Below are 22315 nucleotides of genomic sequence, written 5' to 3'. Positions count from 1 at the left end.
ATTCTAAAAAGCGACCTCTGGTCGCTTTTTTTATGTCTATCACCTCACAATCTCTCATCTTTTCTGCTGCGTAACTTTGATTTCGCTCCAAATAACGTGCCTGCATAACATTTTTAAAATCATCAATTACAACATTGTTGATCATTTAATTTAACAAAACTAAAGTACTAGAAATAACCTTAAAATAAGTAATGGAATAGTACTAAGTCGCTACTTAATGATTAACCGAAGCATCGGCTAAAAGACTTTACGTTGCGCCAAGTACTCACCGCTGCGGAGCCACGGATGCTGGACTTTCACAAATTAGACCTAATCGCACGAAAAAATAAGAAATTTACATCTCTTACCAATGATATCTTCGAATATGTGAGAGCGTCATACCCTTGCTTAGGTCGTATATCGCTGATCTCAATTGACGGCAACAAGTTGTCCACTTACCACACTGAAGACATATCACAGCGCGAGAAGTCGATTGAGTTTGAAGAAGTCGTCATTCGCCAAGGGTCAAGCATTGAGCAAATTATTTCCCAATCTTGCTATCGCATTATCGATGATATTCGAGCACTACCCGAGACCCGACATGTACAGATGTTAAAAAGCTCAGGCTACGTCAGTAGCCTCGCCTATCCTGTCATTCACAATAGCAAAGTGATTGGTATTATCTTTTTTAACTCTAAAACCCCTTACCTTTTCCAAGATACAGCCGTCAAAAAAGATTTTTTCTATGTTTCTCAGTTGATTGCTACTTTGCAGATTTTGGTGTTTGAACGTCAAAGTCACTTTAATAAGTTGCTCACCATCGCACTTAAAATAGGGCACGAGCGAGACCCAGAAACTGCACAACACTTGGTGCGAATCGGACGTTACAGTGAGGCTTTGGCGAGACTGCTAGCCAGGCACAAACCCGAGATAACCACTGAGTTTATCCATCGAATCAAGTGCTTTGCGCCATTTCATGACATTGGCAAATACCGTATTCCTGATCACATCCTTTTCAGTACTGAGGTATTTACCAAAGAAGAACGCGCCATAATGAACCAACACACCATTTACGGTGAAGAAATTATTACTAATGTGGTCAATATGGCAGATCTCACCAACATCCCTTCAGAAGATGTGACATTCCTGAAAAACATCATCCGCCACCACCACGAAGCTTACGATGGTACAGGGCACCCTGATGGTCTATCGGGGGTACATATCCCTCTGGAAGCACGAATTGTTACCCTCGCGGATGTATTTGATGCGTTGTTGACGAGACGTCCCTATAAAGAGCCTTGGCCGCTGGAAGAGGTGGTTGCTTTCGTCAAGCAGAAATCCGGTTCATTGTTTGACCCTCTTTGCGTTGATGTACTGCTCGCGAACCTAAATGAAATGATGATTATCCGCCAAAGGTTTGCAGACGATCCAAGTGAAACACATCACTTAGAGGGAGAATCTGTCGTTTAACTGTCACCGTTAATCGTTACAATCGCGACCTATACTTTGCTAAATCGAGAAGAACCATTATTGACCGGATTCAACCATGGCAACAATTTTAACTGCCTTTTCAAAGTGGTCGAGTTGATGAGTTTGGATCCACCACGTCGCCGCCTCTATCAGTAATTCTGGATCGTCATTTTTGTTGGCAAAAAATGCATAAAATGACACACCAACGTTGTCGCCTTTCTGCGTTATTTTCTTTTGGCAAACCTGAATGACTTTGTTTCTTAGCGACTCTCTCATGACTAAACCTCCCTATTTCAATGAAAATCATCATTGGACTGTACAAATATACAGTGATTAATTTTAATTTCAATCCTTTGCCTAAATTTGATTTTCATGCTGTCTCTTAACCGATAGTAAAAGGCTTGAAAAATCAGCGTTTGACGCATCACTCGATTGCTTAGCAAGCGCCTCAGTGGTCTAATAGTGAGATAGTTAATATGTGTTTGGAAAATACAATGCAACAAGAGCACCAACCTACGTTTTTCTTCTTCGACTACGAAACGTGGGGAACCAGTCCCGCTAAAGATCGTCCGAGCCAATTTGCAGGCGTTCGCACGGATATGGATTTCAATATCATTGGTGAGCCTCTTGTTATCTATTGCCAACCACCATCGGACTATTTGCCTTCTCCAGAAGCGGCGCTCATTACTGGTATTACGCCTCAATTAGCGGCGAGTAAAGGTCTACCAGAGCCCGAATTTATCGCCCAAATTCATCAGCAACTCGCCACGCCAAATACCACTAGCCTTGGCTACAACAGTATTCGTTTTGATGATGAAGTAACGCGCTACACTTGCTACCGTAACTTTATCGATCCTTATGCCTGGAGTTGGCAAAACGGTAATTCACGCTGGGATCTATTAGATGTGATGCGCGCCTGCCATGCACTTCGCCCCGATGGCGTTGAATGGCCAGAAAATGAAGAAGGTTTTATCAGCTTTAAACTCGAACACCTCTCTGTTGCAAACGGCATTGAACACAGTAATGCCCATGATGCGATGGCTGACGTAATTGCCACCATCGAAATGGCGAAAAAAGTCAAAGCGGCGCAACCAAAACTGTTCGATTACTTCCTCAGTATGCGCCATAAACGCAAGCTCAATGAGCTGATCGATATCGTCAATATGACCCCGCTGATGCATGTATCAGGCATGTTGGGTAAAGAGTGTCATTACACCAGCTGGATTGTGCCTGTTGCTTGGCATCCAACCAACCAAAATGCGGTAATCACCGTTGATCTTGCAAAAGACCCGCAAGCCATCCTCGACCTCGATGCTGACACGCTGCGCGAACGTCTTTACACCAAACATAGCGATTTAGCCGAAGATGAGTTGCCAGTCCCGGTAAAATTGGTGCACATTAATAAGTGCCCTATCCTCGCTCCGGCAAAAACATTGACTGCGGAGAATGCAGAGAAGATCGGCATTAACCGTGAACAATGCTTGGAAAATTTACAACGACTTCGCCAACATCCAGAAATTCGCGAAAAGTTGATTGCCGTGTTTGGCGTTGACCGTGAGTTTGAAAACAGCGCTGACGTTGATAGCCAACTTTACGACAATTTCTTCTCACCATCGGACCGTGCCGCGATGGACATTATTCGCCAAACACCAGCGGAGCAGTTAGCCGATCTCGATATTAGTTTCAGTGACCCTCGCATCGAGCCACTGCTATTTAGATATCGCGCGCGTAACTTCCCTTGGACTTTGAGTGAGCTAGAGCAACAAAAGTGGATGAACCACTCTCGTGACTACTTCCAAAGTCGCATAGACGACTACATGATAAATCTTGAAAACTTAGTTCACGAACATGAGAGTGATACAAAGAAGATTGCACTATTAAAATCTGTGTACCAGTACGTCGAGAAACTTGTCTCTTAATTTCTACTTTTCTCGGTGATTTTTCGCTAACGGCGCACCAAAATGGCTAACAAAATACTTAAATATGCCGTCTCTATGGGGTTGATCCTGCTCTGCCTTCTAGCTGGCGTTAACATTCAAAGCCTACTCGGAACATCGATTCCGGGTAGTATCATTGGCATGCTGATCCTGTTTGGATTGATGGCAAGTGGCTTAGTACCTGGCGATTGGGTTCAACCCAGCGCCAATTTATTTATCCGCTACATGATTTTGCTCTTTGTACCAATCAGTGTCGGCTTAATGGATCATTTCGATACCCTGATCCACAACGCGTTACCGATACTCGCAGCTGCGGTCGGTGGTACATTTATCGTCCTTGTTGTATTAGGTCTCATGCTCGATCGACTATTGAAGCGAGGTAATAAATGATGTGGATGCTCGCAACAATCATCACCTTTTTTATTGCCCGTTGGATTAGCCGAAAATGCAATACGCCGATAATGAACCCACTGCTTATCTGCATTGCAATACTGATCCCAATCCTCACTTACTTCAAAGTGCCCTTCGAAACCTATTATGCGGGCAATGAGTGGCTGAGTTTTGCTCTGCAACCTGCAGTCGTGGCGTTGGCATACCCTCTCTATGAACAGTTACCTCAAATTCGAGCAAACTGGCGGATTGTCATGTTGGCATGTGGTGTGGGGAGTATTATGTCGATGCTCACAAGTACCCTTATCGCCGTAGCGCTTAAAACCGACCTATCACTGATTGCGAGTCTACTAGGTAAGTCAGTCACCACCCCAATCGCAATGGAAGTGTCGCGTAACTTAGGTGGCGAACCGGCAATTGCGGCGATTTTGGTTTTGCTCGTTGGCTTGTTTGGCGCGATTCTCGCCTACCCAATCTACAACATGCTCAACATTACCCACCCAGTTGCCAGAGGCTTGACCATGGGTACCGTATCTCACGCGCTTGGCACCGCAACCTGCGCTGAGAAGAATGGTGAAGACGCGGCATTTAGCTCACTTGCCTTAGTTCTTTGTGGTGTTATCACTTCCATTATCGCCCCAAGCTTCTTCGCTTTTGCGCTTTGGCTAAGCGCATAGACTACAATTCAACCAATCAGACACGATAAGGTCACACTACTTGTGTGACCTCACTCTAACTATGTAATAATGTAATCCGTTGCATTTTGTATAATGATCTGTGTCACGGTTTATTCCCAATATCGACATAGAATGTAAATTCAAAGATAACGAAAGTTCACTTTCTAATCGAAATAGAATTACTAAAGGATTTCTTATGAGAAGCCGTATCGAGCAAGCATTGCAAACTCTACCATCCAACGTAGCTGATTACCTTTCTCCTATCGTGATGGCGGAAAGCTTTGATGCGACAATTAGTCCAGAGCAATACAATGAGCTATTAGCACTCTCCGATATGGAAGATGCTAAGCTTCGCGTCGCATTGCTCCCTATTGCTGCTGCCTATTCATACGCGCCTATTTCAAACTTCTACGTTGGCGCTATCGTTCGTGGTTTAACAGGTCGTCTATACTTTGGTGCCAACCTTGAGCTTAATGGCGCGCAATTAGGTCAAACCGTTCATGCCGAGCAATCTGCGATTAGCCATGCTTGGATGAAAGGCGAACAAGGCTTAAGTGATATTACAATTAACTTCAGCCCGTGTGGTCACTGCCGTCAATTTATGAACGAGCTGACTACCGCTGACAAGCTGATTGTTCAACTGCCTGAACGTGCAGAGATGACGTTGCAGCAATACTTGCCTGAATCATTTGGTCCTGCCGATCTTGGCGTCGAATCAGGTTTGATGTCGCTGGTTGATCACGGCAAGCAAGCCGAAGAGCAAGACAGCCTTGCCAAACTTGCACTGGCAGCACTTAACCGCAGCCATGCGCCATATACCAAAAACTTAAGTGGCGTAGCAATCAAACTGAAAAATGGCTCGGTATATCAAGGTAGTTATGCCGAAAACGCTGCATTCAACCCTAGCCTACCACCACTGCAAGTTGCGCTTTGCCAAATTCTTTTAGCTGGACAGAGCTTTACAGAGATTGAGTCAGCAGCACTGGTAGAAATGAGTGATGGTAGCATCAGTCATCTGGCTGATACCCAGTCAACGCTAGAGGTGATCAATCCAGATATTCCGCTAGTGTATTTGGCGGTATAAACCCTTAGTACTGAGTTGTACTGATAAGCAAAAGGCGCCAATTGGCGCCTTTTGTATAAAAACTACAGTGAAGAATAGAACGATCAAAGGTCGAAAAATGGTTTCGGGTCAATCTCCAATGTATGCGGAGCAACCGCTTTTTCAATCTTGACTGCGCTGTGTTTAAGGTCGACAAAACTCACTTCAATGAAGCGCTTGTACTTGCGTGAATAGAAACATTTGATCTCTGGTTTCAACGGTTCGTCTTGATTCGACGTCCAAACAATGCCAATTCGACCATCGCTTAGCTCAACTATCGACCCCACCGGGTAGACACCGATACAGTTGATAAATTTATACACCAGATCCTTATCTAAATGGTTGCCACTTAGACTCAGCAAAATCTTAAATGCTTCTGCCGAACTCATGCCTCGTTTGTAACAGCGGTCCGCGGTTAACGCATCATAAATATCCACTATGCTGCTCATCCGTCCATGCAGTGGCAGTTGTTCAGCGGTCAAACCTGCCGGATAGCCTGAACCATCGAGTTTTTCATGGTGCATGAGACAAACATCACGAGCGATGCTGCTTAAACCTTTAACATTATCGATAATATCTTTAGCGAACACTTGGTGAAGCTTCATGTGTTCAAATTCTTCTGCGGTGAGCTTAGCTGGTTTATGCAGTACTGCATCATCGACTTTAATCTTGCCAACATCGTGGATAATGCCGCCAATCGCAACTTGCTTAAGTGTCTCTTTTGGCAAGCCAAGATGTTTACCAAAGCTAACCAGTAGACAGGCGACATTGACAGAGTGCTCTAAAAGGTACTTATCTTTATCTCGCAAAGCGGAAACACATTGCAGCGCGTCAGAATCAATCAGTACTGATTCAATGACATCGTCCGCCCATTGATCAATCTCATCAACATGAATAACCTTACCTTCGAATGTGTCGGAGATAAGTTTTTGCACCAGACCACGAGCTTCGTAAATAAGTTTAGACGCACGCTTTTGCTGAGCAAAACGACTCTGTCTCTTAGGTCGAATATAAGATTGAAGCGTAACTTCTTGAGCTGGTGCTGGTTCAACACCCTCTTCAACAGGTTTAAATTGGCAACGTTTGTCCGAAAGTGTTTGATCAACCCACGCAAGCTTAACGCCGTTATTTTTCAATTGTTGAATGGCATTGGCATTAGAAACTCGACCAGCATTGGAAAGGTTAACACGCTGACTATGTTCTATCGCTGTCACAAACATACCCACAGCCAGAGTATCAATAGAGATCTTTATAGAATTTTTTGGATCATACTGCATCGTGATATCAAATTTCGTATCCATTCAAAGCAAGCATGCATTATATTACGACCACTAAAATATATCCTCCTCCAAAGTATTGTTTGCGTTATTTTTGTTCATACTTAAGTTTAGAAAACTCTAGCAGTTCACAAAATCTTCATAACTCACTCGCAAAATTTACTCACTATCGAGTTAATACTTATTTATATGTGCTAAACGAAAGCGCCCTGTTGACAAACAGAGCGCCTAAATATTCACACTACATTCTCAATTTCTCTAAAACCACTTGTTGATCTAAATAACTATGGTACTCGGTGTAATCTAAGCCTGAATCGAATATATATTCAGTTGCAAGACGAATAACCGCCTCTAATAACTGATCGGCTTGCCATGGCTTTTCAAAATATTGATTAATACCAGCGGTATTAATCGCTTGAATGGTGTCACTATGTGTCGCCTGCCCGGTGAGTAATATCTTCTTAGTCTTGCTGAAGCGTCGGTCACAACTCACTTCAGTCAGTAACTCTACGCCCGTTTTGCCCGGCATCACATGGTCTGAGACCAATAGCGCAATATACTCGCCTTCCGAGTCCAGCTCATCCATAAGCGTTAACACTTCATCAGCTGATTCGCAATCTTCAATATTGAGCCATTCAGCCAATGGCTCAAGATCTTGCAATACCGCGCTCAGAACCTCTCGTTGGTCGTCGACACAAATTACATTTAGCTTGTCCATGTTAATCCTCGATAGGTAATTTAATTCGAAAAATAGTTTGATGTGGTTCGCTTTTAACCGCGACAGACCCGCCATATCCCGAGACAATTCTTCTGACAATAGAGAGTCCTAATCCCAAGCCAAACGATAACCCTCCTTTTTTTGTGGTGAAATTAGGGTCAAATATTCGTCTACGAGTATTTGAATCTATTTCAGGTCCATTATTCGTAATCGTGACTAATATTCGATTACGATTTAAACGGGTTTTAATTTCAACTTTCGGCTTTTTGGTCTGGGTCATCGCATCGCATGCGTTCTTGATAATATTGATCCAAACTTGCACCAACTCAGTTTGCGACCCTTTGAATTTTGGCAACTCTCCCGGGCTTATCCTCACTGCAACGGGGCGTAAATCACTTTGTAATAACGCAACAGCACGATTGATACTTTCATTAATATCAACCTCTTCTACCGTATCAATATCGGCGCGCCCTAACTGTTTTACTGAGCGTACAATCCCAACCGTATGTTTTGACGCCGAGCGCAGATCATGCAAATCCCGCCCCATTTTCCAATACTTGACTGCCAACTGAGGATTGCGTAGCCAATGTTGAGAGAGCTGATCGCTTGGCAGTGCTCGAGCAAGATCTTTTGCCGTAGCTCGATCTAAACCATAGCGTCGCTCTATCTCCTTTGCCCGTTGTCGCACATCACTAGACGTACTTTTTTGTCCATACAATAAGCCGTGATCAAAAAACTGACTCGCTTCTGGATGCAGCTCTTCCAGCAGATTAACAATCACGCTCTCTAGCCGCTCAGATTTGCTACTTACCACACCAATAGCGTTGTTTAGCTCATGCGCAATGCCCGCAGCCAGTTGCCCGAGAGTCGTCATCTGCTCAGCTAAGTTGAGCTTTTTCAGTGCTTTTTCTTTTGCCAGTGCCTCTTGCGTTGCACGCCACTGCCGACGTGACAGCTCGTTAACGATCACCGGCGTAAACTGAGCGGTTAAAGGACCAAACGTCGCTTCCTCAATAGCCGGAATGTTGCGATCTATCCAAGCTAAACGCGCATCGGTCTTTGCAATTACCGTCGATGACGCTATCCACATACCGGAAAAGAAGCTGTGCACGCCAATAAAAGCACCTTGGCTGGCAGAGAACACCTTGGTTGTGTTCTCGCCTTTTTCCGATACAAATCCTTGCAACTCGCCATCCAAAACGTAATAGAGTCGCTCGTTTCGTCCATTCTGCTCAATTAAGGTTGCCCCAGCTTCCACCAGCAGTGTGCGTTCTGGTTGGCTGAAATAACGATTTATTAAGCTCGATACATCTGGTTGATACATTACTTAACCAATATGCCCCACTGAATGTAAAACCCAAACCAAAGCAAAACTAAGCCCGACGCCGACGACGCCAAGAATCACCCCCACTTTCGCCATTTGACTGCTTTCTACGTTGCCAGTGGCGTGAGCCAACGCATTAGGTGGCGTACTGATCGGTAAGGACATGCCCAAAGAAGCAGCAAAGGTCACCACAAGGATCAATGTTACTTCACCACCAAGTGGTGCAAGTGAGGTCATTGATGCACCTAGCGCCGCCATGATTGGCATCAGTAAGTTTGCCGTTGCGGTGTGCGACATAAAATTCGCCATTAACAAACAGAGGAATGCCGCCCCAAATAGCACCACATAAGGTGAATACTCATCAAACGGAATACTGTGCACCACCAAACTCGCCAGCCCAGTTTTGTCTAACGCCAAGCCAAGTGCGATACCACCCGACACCAGCCAAAGCACGTCCCATGAAATTTTCTTTAAATCTTCTTTATTAATAATGCCGGTCAATGAGAACACCGCAACCGGAATAAGCGCCACCGTGTAAGAGTTCATGCCATGTGTAGAACCCATCAACCACAATAAAATCGTCAATCCAAAAGTGATGTACACCACGATAGCTTTCGGCGTTTTCAGGAACTTACCTTTAATCGATAAGTCGATGCTCTTTTGCTCTGCGGTAAACAGTGCATTAATTAAAAACCAAGCGAGCGCCATCATCACAACCACAAATGGCACACCGAACGCCATCCATTCCCCAAACGAAATGTAGTTATCACCGACGAGATATTTAAGTGCGATAGCGTTTGGCGGCGTTCCAATTGGCGTGCCGATGCCGCCGATATTCGCCGCAACCGGGATACAGAGTGCAAACGCCACCCGTCCCGGATCTTTGGGACCAAACACTGCGATAACCGGAGTTAAGATCGACAACATCATTGCTGTTGTTGCCGTGTTTGACATAAACATAGAGAAGATCGCGGTGATCAACATCAGCCCAAGCATTACGTACTTAGGATCGCTACCAAACGGTTTAAGCAGTACGCGCGCTAAGTTAACATCCAAGCGATATTTGGTTGCTGCCATCGCAAGGAAAAAGCCGCCCAAGAACAGCATAATTATTGGACTGGCAAAGGTAGCCATGATTTCGTTGTATTTGAGCAGTTGACCAAAATGCGCCTGCCCTTGGTCTAAGCGGAAAAAAATCAGACCTTTGTCAGAGAGCATCAACAGCTCAAGTACGATGATGACCACAGAAGTGGCATAGATCGGAATCGGCTCCAACACCCAGCATAAGGCTGCCAACAAAAAGATTGCGATAACCCTTTGTTGTAAAATCGTTATTCCTTCAAATGGAAACGCACTTAACGGCATTAAAAGAATCAACAGTGGAATCACCACTGGAATGATGTATTTCAAATAAGAACGCATTACGCTACTACTCTTCCTGAGATTTTAAATTGTCTGCTGCAATCATCCTCCTGTTTTGCTTGCCAAATTTGGTGTTAGATCAATGAATTCACATTCACAGATCACGCTGTTAAGAAAATGTGCTTTATCTCTTACTTTGTAACTATTGGTGAGTTATCACACCTTGCGCAAACGTTTGCTTTTTGTCTTTATTCCAGTATGATTCGTCGCAGTTTTCAACGTCTTTAGATTAAAGGGTATGTATGTTTGGTACAGCAACTAGTGAAAATTCTACTCGTGTTCTGCTTTTAGGTTCTGGTGAGCTAGGTAAAGAAGTCGCGATTGAGTGTCAGCGTCTAGGCTTGGAAGTGATTGCCTGTGACCGATATGAAAACGCACCGGCTATGCAAGTGGCGCACCGTAGTTACGTTTTAGATATGCTCGATGGTGACGCGCTAGCAGACATTATTGCTAAAGAGAAACCGGCATACGTGGTTCCTGAAATAGAAGCGATTGCGACTTCAAAACTGGTTGAACTAGAAGCGCAAGGACTGAATGTAGTACCCACTGCCAATGCCACCAAACTTACGATGAACCGTGAGGGCATTCGTCGTCTTGCTGCTGAAGAATTGAAACTGACAACCTCCCCTTACCGCTTTGCCGATAACTACCAAGACTTCACAGCTGCGGTAGAAGCAGTCGGTATCCCTTGTGTGTGTAAGCCAGTGATGAGTTCATCGGGTAAAGGACAAAGCGTAATTAAAAGTGCAGATGACGTAGAGAAAGCTTGGCAATATGCGCAAGAAGGTGGTCGCACTGGCGCTGGACGCGTGATCGTTGAAGGCTTTATTGATTTTGACTACGAAATTACTCAGCTAACGGTTCGGGCTGTGGATGGCGTCCACTTTTGCGCACCAATCGGACACCGCCAAGAAGACGGCGACTACCGTGAATCTTGGCAACCACAGGTAATGTCAGACCGAGCACTAAAAGCGGCGCAACATGCGGCAGAAAAAGTCGTCAATGCTTTGGGTGGTTACGGCATTTTTGGTGTCGAGCTGTTTGTAAAAGGTGACACTGTCATTTTTAATGAAGTCTCCCCTCGCCCTCACGATACTGGTCTGGTGACGTTGCTTTCACAAGATATGTCGGAGTTCGCGCTGCATGTGCGTGCATTTACTGGCATGCCAATTTCAGCGATTAAGCAATACGGTCCGTGTGCATCCGCGGTTATCTTGGGTCAAGGTACTTCGAGCAACATTCGCTATGAAGGTTTAGCCGATGCGTTAAATGCGCCACAAACGCAAGTGCGCCTATTTGGTAAACCGGATATTGATGGTCGCCGCCGTTTAGGTGTGGCAATCACTCAGCGCCCGACTACAGAACAGGCGATTGAAGATGCGATTACTGCTGCAAACAAAGTGAAAGTGATTTACTAGATTTCGCTAAGCTGTCCATCTCAGGTTGGACAAACTTAATCGATTAAAAAACGCTTGGCGACTTATCATCGCCAAGCGTTTTTGCGTTATCGTATTACCCGAAAATAGTTAGCAACTAACTCTCAATCAAATACACTTCTTCTGCAAATCGAGTCAGGTTATTACGCACAATGCGTGGGTGGTTCTCATCACCTTCATCACGGTAAAGCTTCGTGATTTTGTAATCGGCAAAATGACGACGCACTTCTAACTCAGGCACGGAAAACGGAGGACCTGCCATCTCTTCTTGAACATAATCTAACGTCACAAGAAGAATGCGAGCACCAGGATTCAATAAGCCCTTAAGACATTCCACATAAGCGTCACGCATCTCTTCCGGTAGCGCCACCAGCGCCGCACGGTCATAAACAATATCCACTGGCTTGAGTGGCGCTGTGAAATAGTCGCCGACATAAATCGACAACTCATCAAATTGGAACAACTCATGCTGACCATTGATTGGCATAACCATCGGGGTATAAAAGTGTTCTGCGAAAAATGCACGTACGGCAATATTACTCAGCTCTACGCCCTGTACGTCTTCATGTTTCGTTGCTAACCAAACCAAGTCTTCTGACTTACCACACAGCGGGACAAACACTTTGTCACTGTAGTTAGGTTTGGTGTGTTGCCAATAGTTAATAAGCAGCGGATTCACGTCTTCAAGGTGAAAACCAATCTGGTTGGCAGCCCATTTATTGTGCCAAAATTCTGGATCTTTCATTTTATAATTTTCTCAGCTGACTTTTGAGCGCTAAGACTATCGAAAAGCTCATCAAAGTTAAACAGACCATTCAGATTAGGTTCATTTTGCATCGATATACTTAGTTACATCTTGAAAGTGAACTTCCTGTAATAGCGCAGTCAAAATTAGAGCAATGAGCTGTAATTGAGATCTAGTTAAAACTTTTGAACTATGACTTTTTGCTAGGATTGAGTTTGCTCAGGTAGCCCCCATAAATAGGGTAACGAACTGTTTTGTTTAGGCGTAATTACTTTTTAATTCCCTTTTTTCTAAGCAACGACAATTCTGAGGAGAGTGAATGAGCTTATTCCTACGCACCACGGCACTAATGCTTTTGATGCTGAGCCGTTCTCCAGCTTTTGCCGCGATGCCGATGCCATCTCCAACCAATGATGGCAGCCGAAGTGCAAACCAAGATCAGGTTTGCTCTAAAGCCTTCAAACACAATCTAAGTGGTTTGTATGGCATTTCTTCAACCGATTCAAAGCCATTACAGCCTTATTCTGATTTCGACGTGCTTTACAGTAAAGCGCACCAAGCTCAATTCGAGCTAGAAACTATCTGTAAAAGTACCGCCCTACTCACTGGCACCGACGCCTACTTTGCTGGCGTAAAATCTTCTCAGCGTGCCCAAGAAAAAATTGCATTAGAACTGGATGGTCAAGTTAACCGTATCACTGACCTTGCCCGTGCAACTATCGTGGCAAATGATGTAGCAAGCTTGATGGAAGCGTTTGAAGTTCTGGATCGTGAAACTACCATCGTTAAAGTGAAAAACCGCTTTAAAAAACCGGCAGAGTCAGGTTACCGTGACTTGAACGTCTTGGTGAAACTGCCAAAAACAAATCTGGTTGCTGAAGTGCAATTGCACCTAAAAGCCATTGCGGATGTAAAATCTGGTCCTGAACATAGCTTCTATGAACAAATTCAGCGCATTGAACGTACCGCAGATATCGAGCAGCGCGCCATGACTGAGTTTGAATTAGCACAAATTAATAGCATGCGTAGCCAATCTCGCCAGCTGTATCAGGATGCATGGCAACCCTACATTACCACTCATTTGAGTGCGGCATAATACTCACTCAACAGGCTGAACTCTCAGCCTGTTGTTTTACTTACCTTGAAAACTTACCTTGCCCAGCTTATTTACCAGTTCGCCAGTTCTTGACCTATAGTCAAAATAAGTACTCTCTTTCAAATAAGCGATATGGGCAAAATCTTCTTTTGTGCTGCTTCACCGCTGCTGGTTGCAATCAGCAGCTTCGCCTCTGAGGTCTCTTCAACACAATTTGGACCTTTGCATACTTACGCCCAATCCCCTTTTATCACTAACGGTCTTGCCCCCCAGTTACGTTCTGGCTTTTCGATGCCAAATCACGCAGTCGAACTCAATGCCTCATTAGCATTAGCCAGTATTTGGGCGAACAACAGCGTATACGAACTGGACTATTATCAAAACCAACTGCATCTCAACGGCAAATGGCAGATAAATGAAGCTTGGCAATGGGAAATTGGTTATCGCATTAATCATGCGGGCAACAATAGCTTAGATTCGCTCACGATAGCGTTTCATGACTGGTTTTCGATTGACCAGAACGGTCGAGATGAAGTGGACAACGATCGATACATCATTTCTGCGCCAAGTTACGGTATCGATGAAAAAGACTTTCATGGAGACATCATCAGCCAAGGCATTTATAGCTACTTACAATACCAACTTTACCAACACGATAATCACGGACTTTCGATAGGGCTAAGCCTTTACTACAGTGATTTAGGCAGTGGCTTTTTTGCTCATAGTGACTGGGAACAAGCATTACAGCTTAACTATGGTTTTTTAACTGGCAATCACGCTATTGATGTCACCTTAAGTCAAACTTTTCGTGACGTACCGACAAATTTTGACCAAATGCCCTATGTCGACAACAACTGGTTTGTCGGCGGGAGCTACCGTTATCAGTGGTACCAAAATCATTTTTTAGTGATGCAACTAGGCGTTTATGAAGGGATCTCTGAAGCTGACGATGAGTTCGCCAACGTCTCTACCGATGTCACCTTGGGGTATCGTTTTGAAATGGAACAATCTGCGCTGGAGTTTTCAGTAATCGAAAATATGATAAATGCAGACAACAGTACCGATATTGCGTTCACTTTCGCTTATCGGTACCGTTATGGCGGCTCTAATTAGATCGATAGTACGCGAGCAACTGCAGACTGCACTTCAGCATCTGAGGCGCCGCGAGATAGCGTAAATGACACATACTGATCGCCACGCAAGCCTAAAGAGCGATCCACTTCCGCTAAGCAATGAACATAATTGCCTTCCAACACAAATGACAACTCAATCTCTTTCTTATTGATAAAGCTGCCACCTCGAAACTCGATTTCTTGATAACAGCCTGACTTAGAACTGAAGTTACCACCGCGTAAATACCCTTTTTCAACGTCGGCTTTCACCATCTCGAAACCATTGCTTTGGATCATTCCAATCACTTTCGCCACCACTGGCAATGGCTGGACTTCAACATAATCACGATCTTTAGGATCTATCGCAAAGTCGATATCAAGGGTGGTTTCCACCCACACATGACACTGGTTTTTAATCGCATTAAGCGCAGTAACTGGCGTTTCATCATGCAATTTAAATTCGAATGGCACCTGCTTGTTTTCATTTGGCGCAATTACAAATGGCTGAACCGCCTGTAAACTACCTAGAATGAACTCTTGATAGCTGACACCATTATCCGATTCCACTTTCATCTCGGTACAAAGTTTTAAGTTAATCGCGTCGATCTGCTGCTCTACATCACCACCTTGGATATGAACCACACCTTTGATGCTCTCACCTTGCATGACAGCCATGCTGTCCAACACAGTATCCACTTTTGCTGCACCAATACCGAGCGAAGCTTTTAACTTGGCAAACATTCTCTATTCCTTTTGTAGCTTTTTGTAATTGAGTTAATTCATCAATAGGAAACACTATTTCGCATCAGTTCAAATGTGAACAATACGTATCAACAAACCAATAATGTCGCCAAATCAGATTGATAGTATCGGTATCTCATATCCTAGGCTTATCCATCAAGCACTTTACTAACAGATTGCGCCCTATCTCATTCGTTTGCTGAGATTTTAATCTTACCTTGCAATTGTATGGCGATTACAGTTACATTTGTATATACCTAAATTATTCAGGTTTCCCCATGACATCACTACCCATTTATCAGCAAATCAAGCAATACATCATTGAACAAATCGAGTCTGGTAGATGGTCGGTTGGGCAGCGCATCAGTACCGAATTTGAGCTCACTGAGCAATTTAATGTCAGTCGTATGACGGTTAACAAAGCAATTCGCGATCTGGTTACGGAAGGTAGACTTGAAAGAAAGCCGCGTCTGGGTACTTTTGTTTGTCAGCTACCAGACAAAGCGGAATCCCCCCTGCTGGATATTCGCAATATTGCTTTGGAAGTCACTGAGCGTGGTAAACATTACAGCAACCAAGTCTTGGCACAATCGCAAATCAATGCGGATGAGAAAATCGCTACTCAGCTTGGCGTGATGCGTGGCACTAAGGTTTTTTATAGCGAGATCATTCACTACGCCGATGAACAGCCCATCCAGCTCGAACTACGTTGGGTTAACCCAGAGTATGCGCCAGCCTATCTAGAACAAGACTTTAGCCTACAAACACCAACCCAATATCTTTTTGACGCCTGCCCACTTTCGGCTATTGAACACAGTGTTGAAGCAGTCATGATCGATAAATCAAAGCAGCAACAGCTTCGTTTGAAAGAACATGAACCTTGCTTATTGCTCAACCGTCGCACCTGGAGTGGTAGCAACTTAGTCAGTAGCGCGTTGCTTTACCACCCGGGCTCTCGCTACAAGCTCAGTTCAACCGTCAATTTCTAATGCCAGCTTGTCTGGTTAACTTTTGTCTGTCGATTGCCCTGTGGCAATCGCATCCGCTACCTAGCGATACAAATCCAGAACGCATGAATCAAGCATAAACAAATCAATGAGTTACCTTGTTTTTTAAGTTATCAATAAAATTGCAATCACTTCATAGACACGAATTAGTAGATAATAATTCCATAAATTGATCACATTTCTATTACATAATCATTGCACAATCATCATGTTCGAACCATTATTTGTATATACATTAAATATGGACGACGACGATGACCCTGCCAACGCAAGATTTAGCATCACCTCTGTATGACTTACATTTAGCCAATGTACGTTATGTCTCTCTGGTGCCAAACGCTGAGGGGTATCAAGTACAGCACGGTCATATCTATATTAAACACGGCAAGATTGCCGCAATCAGTGCAACGCCTTTAGCCGATGACGCTGCTCAATCGCGAGACTGCCAAAACAAGCTGGTCACGCCAGGGCTGATTGATTGCCACACTCATCTTATCTATGCCGGCAACCGAGCCAATGAATTTGAGATGCGCCTTAACGGCATTCCGTATCAAACCATTGCCCAACAAGGCGGCGGTATCCTCTCAACGGTGAAAGCGACTCGACAAGCCAGCCAAGAGCAGTTAACTGAGATCGCTTTGCCGCGTCTTGATGGTCTGCTTACCAGTGGTGTAACGAGTGTCGAGATAAAGTCCGGCTATGGGCTGACACTTAACGATGAAATCAAAATGCTGCGCGCTGCCAAATCGCTTGAAAGCTATCGAAATGTGCGTATTTCGACGACTCTCCTCGCCGCCCATGCTGTCCCACCCGAATTTACCTATGCACCTGATCAATATATTGATTTAGTCTGTAACGAAATTATTCCCTCTGTTGCCGAAGAGAAACTCGCCAACAGTGTCGATGTGTTCTGTGAGTCAATTGGCTTTAATCTCGCTCAAACAGAACGAGTTTTTCAAGCGGCTCACCAACATGGCTTGGCAATCAAAGGTCATACTGAACAGCTCTCTAACCTAGGTGGTAGTGCGTTAACTGCACGATACAACGGATTATCTGCCGACCATATCGAATACCTCGATGAACAAGGTGTTAAAGCGATGGCAAGCTCGGGAACAGTTGCGACACTCTTGCCGGGCGCTTTCTACTTTCTACGCGAAACACAGACGCCACCGATCGAGTTATTACGTAAGCATCAAGTGCCGATGGCGATTGCAACCGATCTCAATCCAGGTACCTCACCATTCGCAGATTTGACTATGATGATGAATATGGGCTGTACCTTATTTGGACTAACACCTGAAGAGACGCTGAGAGGTGTCACAGCTAATGCAGCCCAAGCCCTTGGAGTGAGCGACAGTCGTGGACAGATCGCGCTTGGTTATGATGCGGACTTAGCGCTCTGGGACATTGAACACCCCGCTGAATTAAGTTACCTGCAAGGCGTAAAACGACTCTATGCACGACTCATTCAGGGAGAGATCAGCTATGTCTAATCTACCAGTTACGCAACAAGATTTTCATTGGCAAGGTCGTATTGATGAAGAAGATGGCGCGGGCGGGAAACGTATTCACAGTGTCATCAAGACCATGCAAGTGAGCGAACTACAACCCTATCGCAATGCTGTGAGTATCCTTGGCTTTGCCAGCGATGCGGGTGTGGCTAGAAATAAAGGGCGCATTGGCGCTCGCAAAGCACCAGATTTGATTCGACGCGCGTTAGCTAACATGGCTTGGCATAAAGAGAGCCACTTAATAGACTTAGGCACTGTGGTTTGCGATGACGATTTACTTGAACAAGCACAATCTGATTGCGCTGAGATCATTGCTACAGCGCTGCGCTCAACACCAGTCATTACGTTAGGTGGTGGACATGAAGTCGCTTGGGCTTCCTTTCTTGGCTTAGCGCGCTATTTTGAGTACATCAACCCGGTTAAACCGCCACGGATTGGGATTATTAACTTCGACGCTCATTTCGATTTACGGGCATTTGAGCACAGCAACGTCAGCGTAAAACCAAGTTCAGGAACGCCGTTTAATCAGATCCAACACTACTGCCAAGAAAAACAGTGGCCATTTCATTACGCTTGCTTAGGTGTCAGTCGAGCCAGTAATACCGCAGCCCTCTTTGAGCGCGCCGATGAACTCAATGTTTGGTATGTTGAGGACAAAGATCTCTCTCATCTCAACCATGTTTATCACCTTACTCAACTACAACATTTCATCGATAACTGTGACTACATCTATCTCACCATCGATCTCGATGTTTTTCCTGGTGCGATAGCTCCAGGGGTCAGCGCCCCAGCAGCTCGAGGTATTAGTCTTGATACCATTAACCTCTTTTTAGAGCGCATCTTGCACTACAAAAACAAATTGGTGATTGCAGATATCGCCGAATATAACCCGACATACGATGTCGATAGCCAAACTGCCCGGCTCGCAGCCCGGTTGTGTTGGGATATCGCCAACGCATTTTCAGAGAAATAGTGAAACACAAGGAGTCTTCTTATGACGGAACGCAGCAGTAACGACACGCGTCTCGACACTCAACGAACCATTCGTGCTCCCCACGGCAATGAGCTTCGTGCTCGCTCTTGGTTGACCGAAGCCCCATTGCGCATGCTGATGAATAACTTAGACCCAGATGTTGCTGAACATCCACATGCACTTGTGGTGTATGGCGGCATCGGTCGTGCGGCACGCAATTGGGAGTGTTTTGACAAGATCGTTGAAGTACTGGAACGTTTGGAAGAAGACCAAACCTTGTTAGTGCAATCAGGTAAACCTGTGGGCGTTTTCCCAACACACAAAGACGCGCCGCGAGTGCTGATCGCTAACTCAAATTTAGTACCACACTGGGCGAATTGGGATAACTTTAACCAACTCGATAAACAAGGGTTAATGATGTACGGTCAAATGACCGCAGGGAGCTGGATATATATTGGCTCTCAAGGCATCGTGCAAGGTACCTATGAGACCTTTGTCGCGGTGGCGAAGCAGCATTTCCAAGGCGAAGCCAAAGGGCGCTGGATCTTAACTGGTGGTTTAGGTGGCATGGGTGGCGCTCAGCCACTAGCCGCAACCATGGCAGGTTTTTCAATGTTGGCCGTTGAATGCGATGAGTCGCGCATCGATTACCGACTGCGTACTGGTTATGTCGACAAAAAAGCCACCAGCTTAGACGAAGCACTGGAAATCATCTATAGCACTGATAAGCCTGTTTCTGTGGGTTTACTCGGCAATGCCGCGGATGTGTTCGCCGAGTTAGTTGAACGAAATATTACACCGGATGTGGTGACCGACCAGACCTCTGCTCACGATCCGCTTAATGGTTATCTACCACAAGGTTGGAGTATGGAGTACGCCGCCGAAGTGCGCACAACCGATGAAGCGAAAGTGGTCGCTGCTGCGAAAGCCTCAATGGCTATTCAAGTTAAGGCGATGTTGGAGCTACAATCTCGTGGCGCTGCAACGCTCGACTACGGCAACAATATCCGTCAAATGGCGCTTGAAGAAGGCGTTGAGAACGCCTTTGACTTCCCTGGTTTTGTGCCCGCTTATATTCGCCCGCTTTTCTGTCAGGGTATAGGACCATTCCGATGGGCTGCGCTTTCTGGCGACCCAGAAGATATCTACAAGACCGATCAGAAAGTCAAAGAGCTGATCCCTGATGACCCGCACTTACACAACTGGCTCGATATGGCTCGTGAACGGATTCAATTCCAAGGTCTACCTGCACGAATCTGTTGGGTTGGATTAAAAGATCGAGAGCGCCTAGGTCAAGCCTTCAACGAGATGGTGAAAAATGGTGAGTTAAAAGCGCCAATTGTAATTGGACGTGACCACCTCGACTCAGGCTCAGTCGCCAGTCCAAACCGCGAAACTGAAGCAATGATGGATGGCTCGGACGCGGTCTCCGATTGGCCACTGCTCAATGCGCTACTCAACACCGCAGGTGGCGCAACTTGGGTCTCGCTACACCATGGTGGCGGCGTTGGTATGGGCTTCTCACAACACTCAGGTATGGTGATCTGTTGTGATGGTACAGGCGATGCAAGCCGTCGCATTGCTCGTGTGCTACACAACGATCCAGCAACTGGAGTAATGCGTCATGCCGATGCTGGCTACGACATAGCGAAACAATGTGCAGCCGAGCAACGACTCGATTTGCCGATGCTAAATCAAGAACTGGCTAAACTACGTTAGGAGAATGAAGATGTTGAACCTCGTTTTAAAGCCGGGTCATTTAAACCTCAGTCAATTGCGCCAAATTAGCCGCTCGCCTGTCAACCTAAGCTTAGACAGTGCGGCTTTTGAGGCGATCGATCAAAGTACAGCCGTGGTTGAGCAAGTCATTGCTGAAGATCGCACGGTGTATGGCATCAATACCGGTTTTGGTCTGCTCGCTAATACACGCATCGAACCACAAGATCTCGAAGTACTGCAAAAAAGTATTGTCCTGTCACACGCAGCAGGCATCGGTGAATTTATGTCCGATGAAACTGTCCGTTTGATGATGGTATTGAAAATTAATAGCCTCGCTCGTGGTTATTCCGGCATTCGCCTCGCTGTGATTCAAGCCCTGGTTGAACTGGTCAATGCGCAAGTTTATCCATGTGCCCCCAAGAAAGGCTCAGTCGGCGCATCTGGTGATCTTGCGCCACTTGCGCATATGAGTACTGTGTTACTTGGTGAAGGTCAAGCGCGCCACAATGGCAAAATACTCTCAGGCGTAGAAGCGCTGGCGATTGCTGGCCTAAAGCCAATTACACTCGCGCCTAAAGAGGGCTTGGCTCTCCTTAATGGTACACAAGCCTCTACTGCCTTTGCCTTAGAAGGTCTGTTCGCAGCTGAAGATCTTTACGCCTCAGCCACCGTTTGCGGCGCAATGTCGGTCGATGCCGCGCTCGGAAGTCGCCGCCCGTTTGATCCACGTATTCACCGTGTGCGCGGTCATCGCGCACAAATGGATGCGGCAAGCGCCTATCGTTATATGTTGGATAACAGCAGTGAAATCGGCGAATCCCACACCCAGTGTGAAAAAGTACAAGACCCATATTCACTGCGTTGTCAGCCACAAGTGATGGGCGCATGTTTACAACAGATCCGTAATTCAGCGGAGATCCTTCAAGTCGAAGCTAACTCGGTATCTGATAACCCACTGGTGTTTGCCGACGATGGCGACATCATCTCAGGCGGCAACTTCCATGCCGAACCTGTGGCCATGGCGGCTGACAATCTGGCTCTAGCAATTGCCGAAATTGGCAGTCTGTCTGAACGCCGCATGGCGCTGCTGATCGATAGCGCACTGAGTAAACTGCCCCCTTTCTTAGTCGATAATGGCGGCGTTAACTCTGGTTTTATGATTGCGCAGGTCACCTCAGCCGCCCTAGCAAGTGAGAATAAAACTCTGGCTCACCCAGCATCGATTGATAGCTTACCAACCTCTGCGAACCAAGAAGATCATGTGTCGATGGCAACGTTTGCCGGTAGACGACTAAAAGATATGGCTGAAAATACCCGTGGCATATTGGCGGTTGAGTATTTGGCTGCCGCGCAAGGTCTCGATTTTCGCGCACCGCTGAAGTCATCAGAGAAAATCGAAATCGCCAAGATGAGACTGCGTGAAAAAGTACAGTTCTACGACAAAGACCGTTACTTCGCGCCAGATATTGAACAAGCGAACGCGTTGTTAAAACAAGCAATACACAACGATTTAATGCCTAGTGGCACATTAACCAGTCTGTAATAGCCAAACTGTTTAAAAATAGCGCATCGATTCGTTGCGCTATTTTTACTTTCTCCTCTATCTCAAGCAATTACCTCAAGCAATTGATTATCTTTTGTTCTCTCGTCAAGGCAGCGCTTACAAAACTCTTGATTTC

20 protein-coding genes are annotated in these 22315 nt (G+C 45.5%); 13 read left to right on the top strand and 7 right to left on the bottom strand.

Annotation, left to right across the window (positions count from 1 at the left end):
• The first annotated feature begins 285 nt into the window (after positions 1-285).
• Complete coding sequence (locus tag GZN30_RS05130; protein ID WP_075650143.1) at positions 286-1449, top strand: HD domain-containing phosphohydrolase; 1164 nt, start codon at positions 286-288, stop codon at positions 1447-1449.
• A 57-nt stretch (positions 1450-1506) separates the two neighbouring features.
• Here the strand turns inward: GZN30_RS05130 and GZN30_RS05125 are convergent, their stop codons facing one another.
• On the bottom strand, positions 1507-1725 hold the full coding sequence (locus GZN30_RS05125) for a DUF6500 family protein (protein WP_075650145.1): 219 nt from the start codon (positions 1723-1725) through the stop codon (positions 1507-1509).
• Between the two features lie 218 nt (positions 1726-1943).
• On the opposite strand from GZN30_RS05125, the gene sbcB reads away from it, so the two are divergent.
• From sbcB to cdd, 4 genes are all read left to right on the top strand, one after another.
• Entirely contained in the window at positions 1944-3368 is a 1425-nt protein-coding gene (gene sbcB / locus GZN30_RS05120; protein WP_075650147.1) for an exodeoxyribonuclease I, read from the top strand.
• Between the two features lie 42 nt (positions 3369-3410).
• Positions 3411-3776 carry a CidA/LrgA family protein gene (locus GZN30_RS05115; RefSeq protein ID WP_075650149.1) on the top strand — a complete coding sequence of 122 codons (366 nt, stop codon included), beginning with the start codon at positions 3411-3413 and terminating at the stop codon, positions 3774-3776.
• On the top strand, positions 3776-4453 hold the full coding sequence (locus GZN30_RS05110; RefSeq protein ID WP_075650151.1) for an LrgB family protein: 678 nt from the start codon (positions 3776-3778) through the stop codon (positions 4451-4453). The genes GZN30_RS05115 and GZN30_RS05110 overlap by 1 nt, the downstream gene beginning before the upstream one ends.
• Before the next feature lie 196 nt (positions 4454-4649).
• On the top strand, positions 4650-5537 hold the full coding sequence (gene cdd / locus GZN30_RS05105; RefSeq protein WP_075650153.1) for a cytidine deaminase: 888 nt from the start codon (positions 4650-4652) through the stop codon (positions 5535-5537).
• Positions 5538-5620: 83 nt separating this feature from the next.
• On the opposite strand, the gene GZN30_RS05100 is transcribed toward cdd, so the two are convergent.
• The 4 genes from GZN30_RS05100 to GZN30_RS05085 all read right to left on the bottom strand — a co-directional run bounded on the left by GZN30_RS05100 (position 5621) and on the right by GZN30_RS05085 (position 10296).
• Positions 5621-6832 carry an HD-GYP domain-containing protein gene (locus tag GZN30_RS05100; protein WP_075650186.1) on the bottom strand — a complete coding sequence of 404 codons (1212 nt, stop codon included), beginning with the start codon at positions 6830-6832 and terminating at the stop codon, positions 5621-5623.
• A 241-nt stretch (positions 6833-7073) separates the two neighbouring features.
• A complete protein-coding gene (locus GZN30_RS05095) occupies positions 7074-7550 on the bottom strand; it encodes a response regulator (protein WP_075650155.1) in 477 nt (158 codons plus the stop codon).
• Position 7551: 1 nt separating this feature from the next.
• On the bottom strand, positions 7552-8874 hold the full coding sequence (locus tag GZN30_RS05090) for an ATP-binding protein (protein WP_075650157.1): 1323 nt from the start codon (positions 8872-8874) through the stop codon (positions 7552-7554).
• Between the two features lie 3 nt (positions 8875-8877).
• Positions 8878-10296, bottom strand: coding sequence for an SLC13 family permease (locus tag GZN30_RS05085; RefSeq protein ID WP_075650159.1), 1419 nt, complete (start codon positions 10294-10296; stop codon positions 8878-8880).
• Between the two features lie 242 nt (positions 10297-10538).
• Here GZN30_RS05085 and purT point away from each other — a divergent pair, with 242 nt between their 5' ends.
• Positions 10539-11714 carry a formate-dependent phosphoribosylglycinamide formyltransferase gene (gene purT, locus GZN30_RS05080; RefSeq protein WP_075650161.1) on the top strand — a complete coding sequence of 392 codons (1176 nt, stop codon included), beginning with the start codon at positions 10539-10541 and terminating at the stop codon, positions 11712-11714.
• A 115-nt stretch (positions 11715-11829) separates the two neighbouring features.
• On the opposite strand, the gene GZN30_RS05075 is transcribed toward purT, so the two are convergent.
• Entirely contained in the window at positions 11830-12477 is a 648-nt protein-coding gene (locus tag GZN30_RS05075; RefSeq protein WP_075650163.1) for a thiopurine S-methyltransferase, read from the bottom strand.
• Positions 12478-12796: 319 nt separating this feature from the next.
• On the opposite strand from GZN30_RS05075, the gene GZN30_RS05070 reads away from it, so the two are divergent.
• Entirely contained in the window at positions 12797-13573 is a 777-nt protein-coding gene (locus tag GZN30_RS05070) for a RelA/SpoT domain-containing protein (protein WP_075650166.1), read from the top strand.
• Positions 13574-13705: 132 nt separating this feature from the next.
• Positions 13706-14686, top strand: coding sequence for a DUF3187 family protein (locus GZN30_RS05065; RefSeq protein ID WP_075650168.1), 981 nt, complete (start codon positions 13706-13708; stop codon positions 14684-14686).
• Here the strand turns inward: GZN30_RS05065 and GZN30_RS05060 are convergent.
• Positions 14683-15426 (bottom strand): sporulation protein, encoded by a 744-nt coding sequence (locus GZN30_RS05060; RefSeq protein WP_075650170.1) that lies wholly within the window; start codon positions 15424-15426, stop codon positions 14683-14685. The two genes, GZN30_RS05065 and GZN30_RS05060, sit on opposite strands and share 4 nt — an antisense overlap.
• A 278-nt stretch (positions 15427-15704) precedes the next feature.
• Here GZN30_RS05060 and hutC point away from each other — a divergent pair, with 278 nt between their 5' ends.
• The 5 genes from hutC to hutH all read left to right on the top strand — a co-directional run bounded on the left by hutC (position 15705) and on the right by hutH (position 22179).
• The gene (gene hutC, locus GZN30_RS05055; RefSeq protein ID WP_075650172.1) at positions 15705-16415 is read left to right on the top strand and encodes a histidine utilization repressor; all 711 of its coding nucleotides are present in this window, start codon (positions 15705-15707) and stop codon (positions 16413-16415) included.
• A gap of 272 nt (positions 16416-16687) precedes the next feature.
• Entirely contained in the window at positions 16688-17926 is a 1239-nt protein-coding gene (hutI, locus tag GZN30_RS05050; protein ID WP_075650174.1) for an imidazolonepropionase, read from the top strand.
• Complete coding sequence (gene hutG, locus GZN30_RS05045; protein WP_075650176.1) at positions 17919-18917, top strand: formimidoylglutamase; 999 nt, start codon at positions 17919-17921, stop codon at positions 18915-18917. The genes hutI and hutG overlap by 8 nt, the downstream gene beginning before the upstream one ends.
• Positions 18918-18938: 21 nt before the next feature.
• A complete protein-coding gene (gene hutU / locus GZN30_RS05040; protein ID WP_075650178.1) occupies positions 18939-20636 on the top strand; it encodes a urocanate hydratase in 1698 nt (565 codons plus the stop codon).
• Positions 20637-20646: 10 nt separating this feature from the next.
• Positions 20647-22179, top strand: coding sequence for a histidine ammonia-lyase (hutH, locus tag GZN30_RS05035; protein ID WP_075650180.1), 1533 nt, complete (start codon positions 20647-20649; stop codon positions 22177-22179).
• The last annotated feature ends 136 nt before the right edge of the window (positions 22180-22315 follow it).

The organism is Vibrio ponticus (genome assembly GCF_009938225.1).
GTDB lineage: Bacteria > Pseudomonadota > Gammaproteobacteria > Enterobacterales > Vibrionaceae > Vibrio > Vibrio ponticus.
Note: the sequence above shows the minus strand (reverse complement) of the source record. Positions and strands in the feature narration are given on the sequence as shown.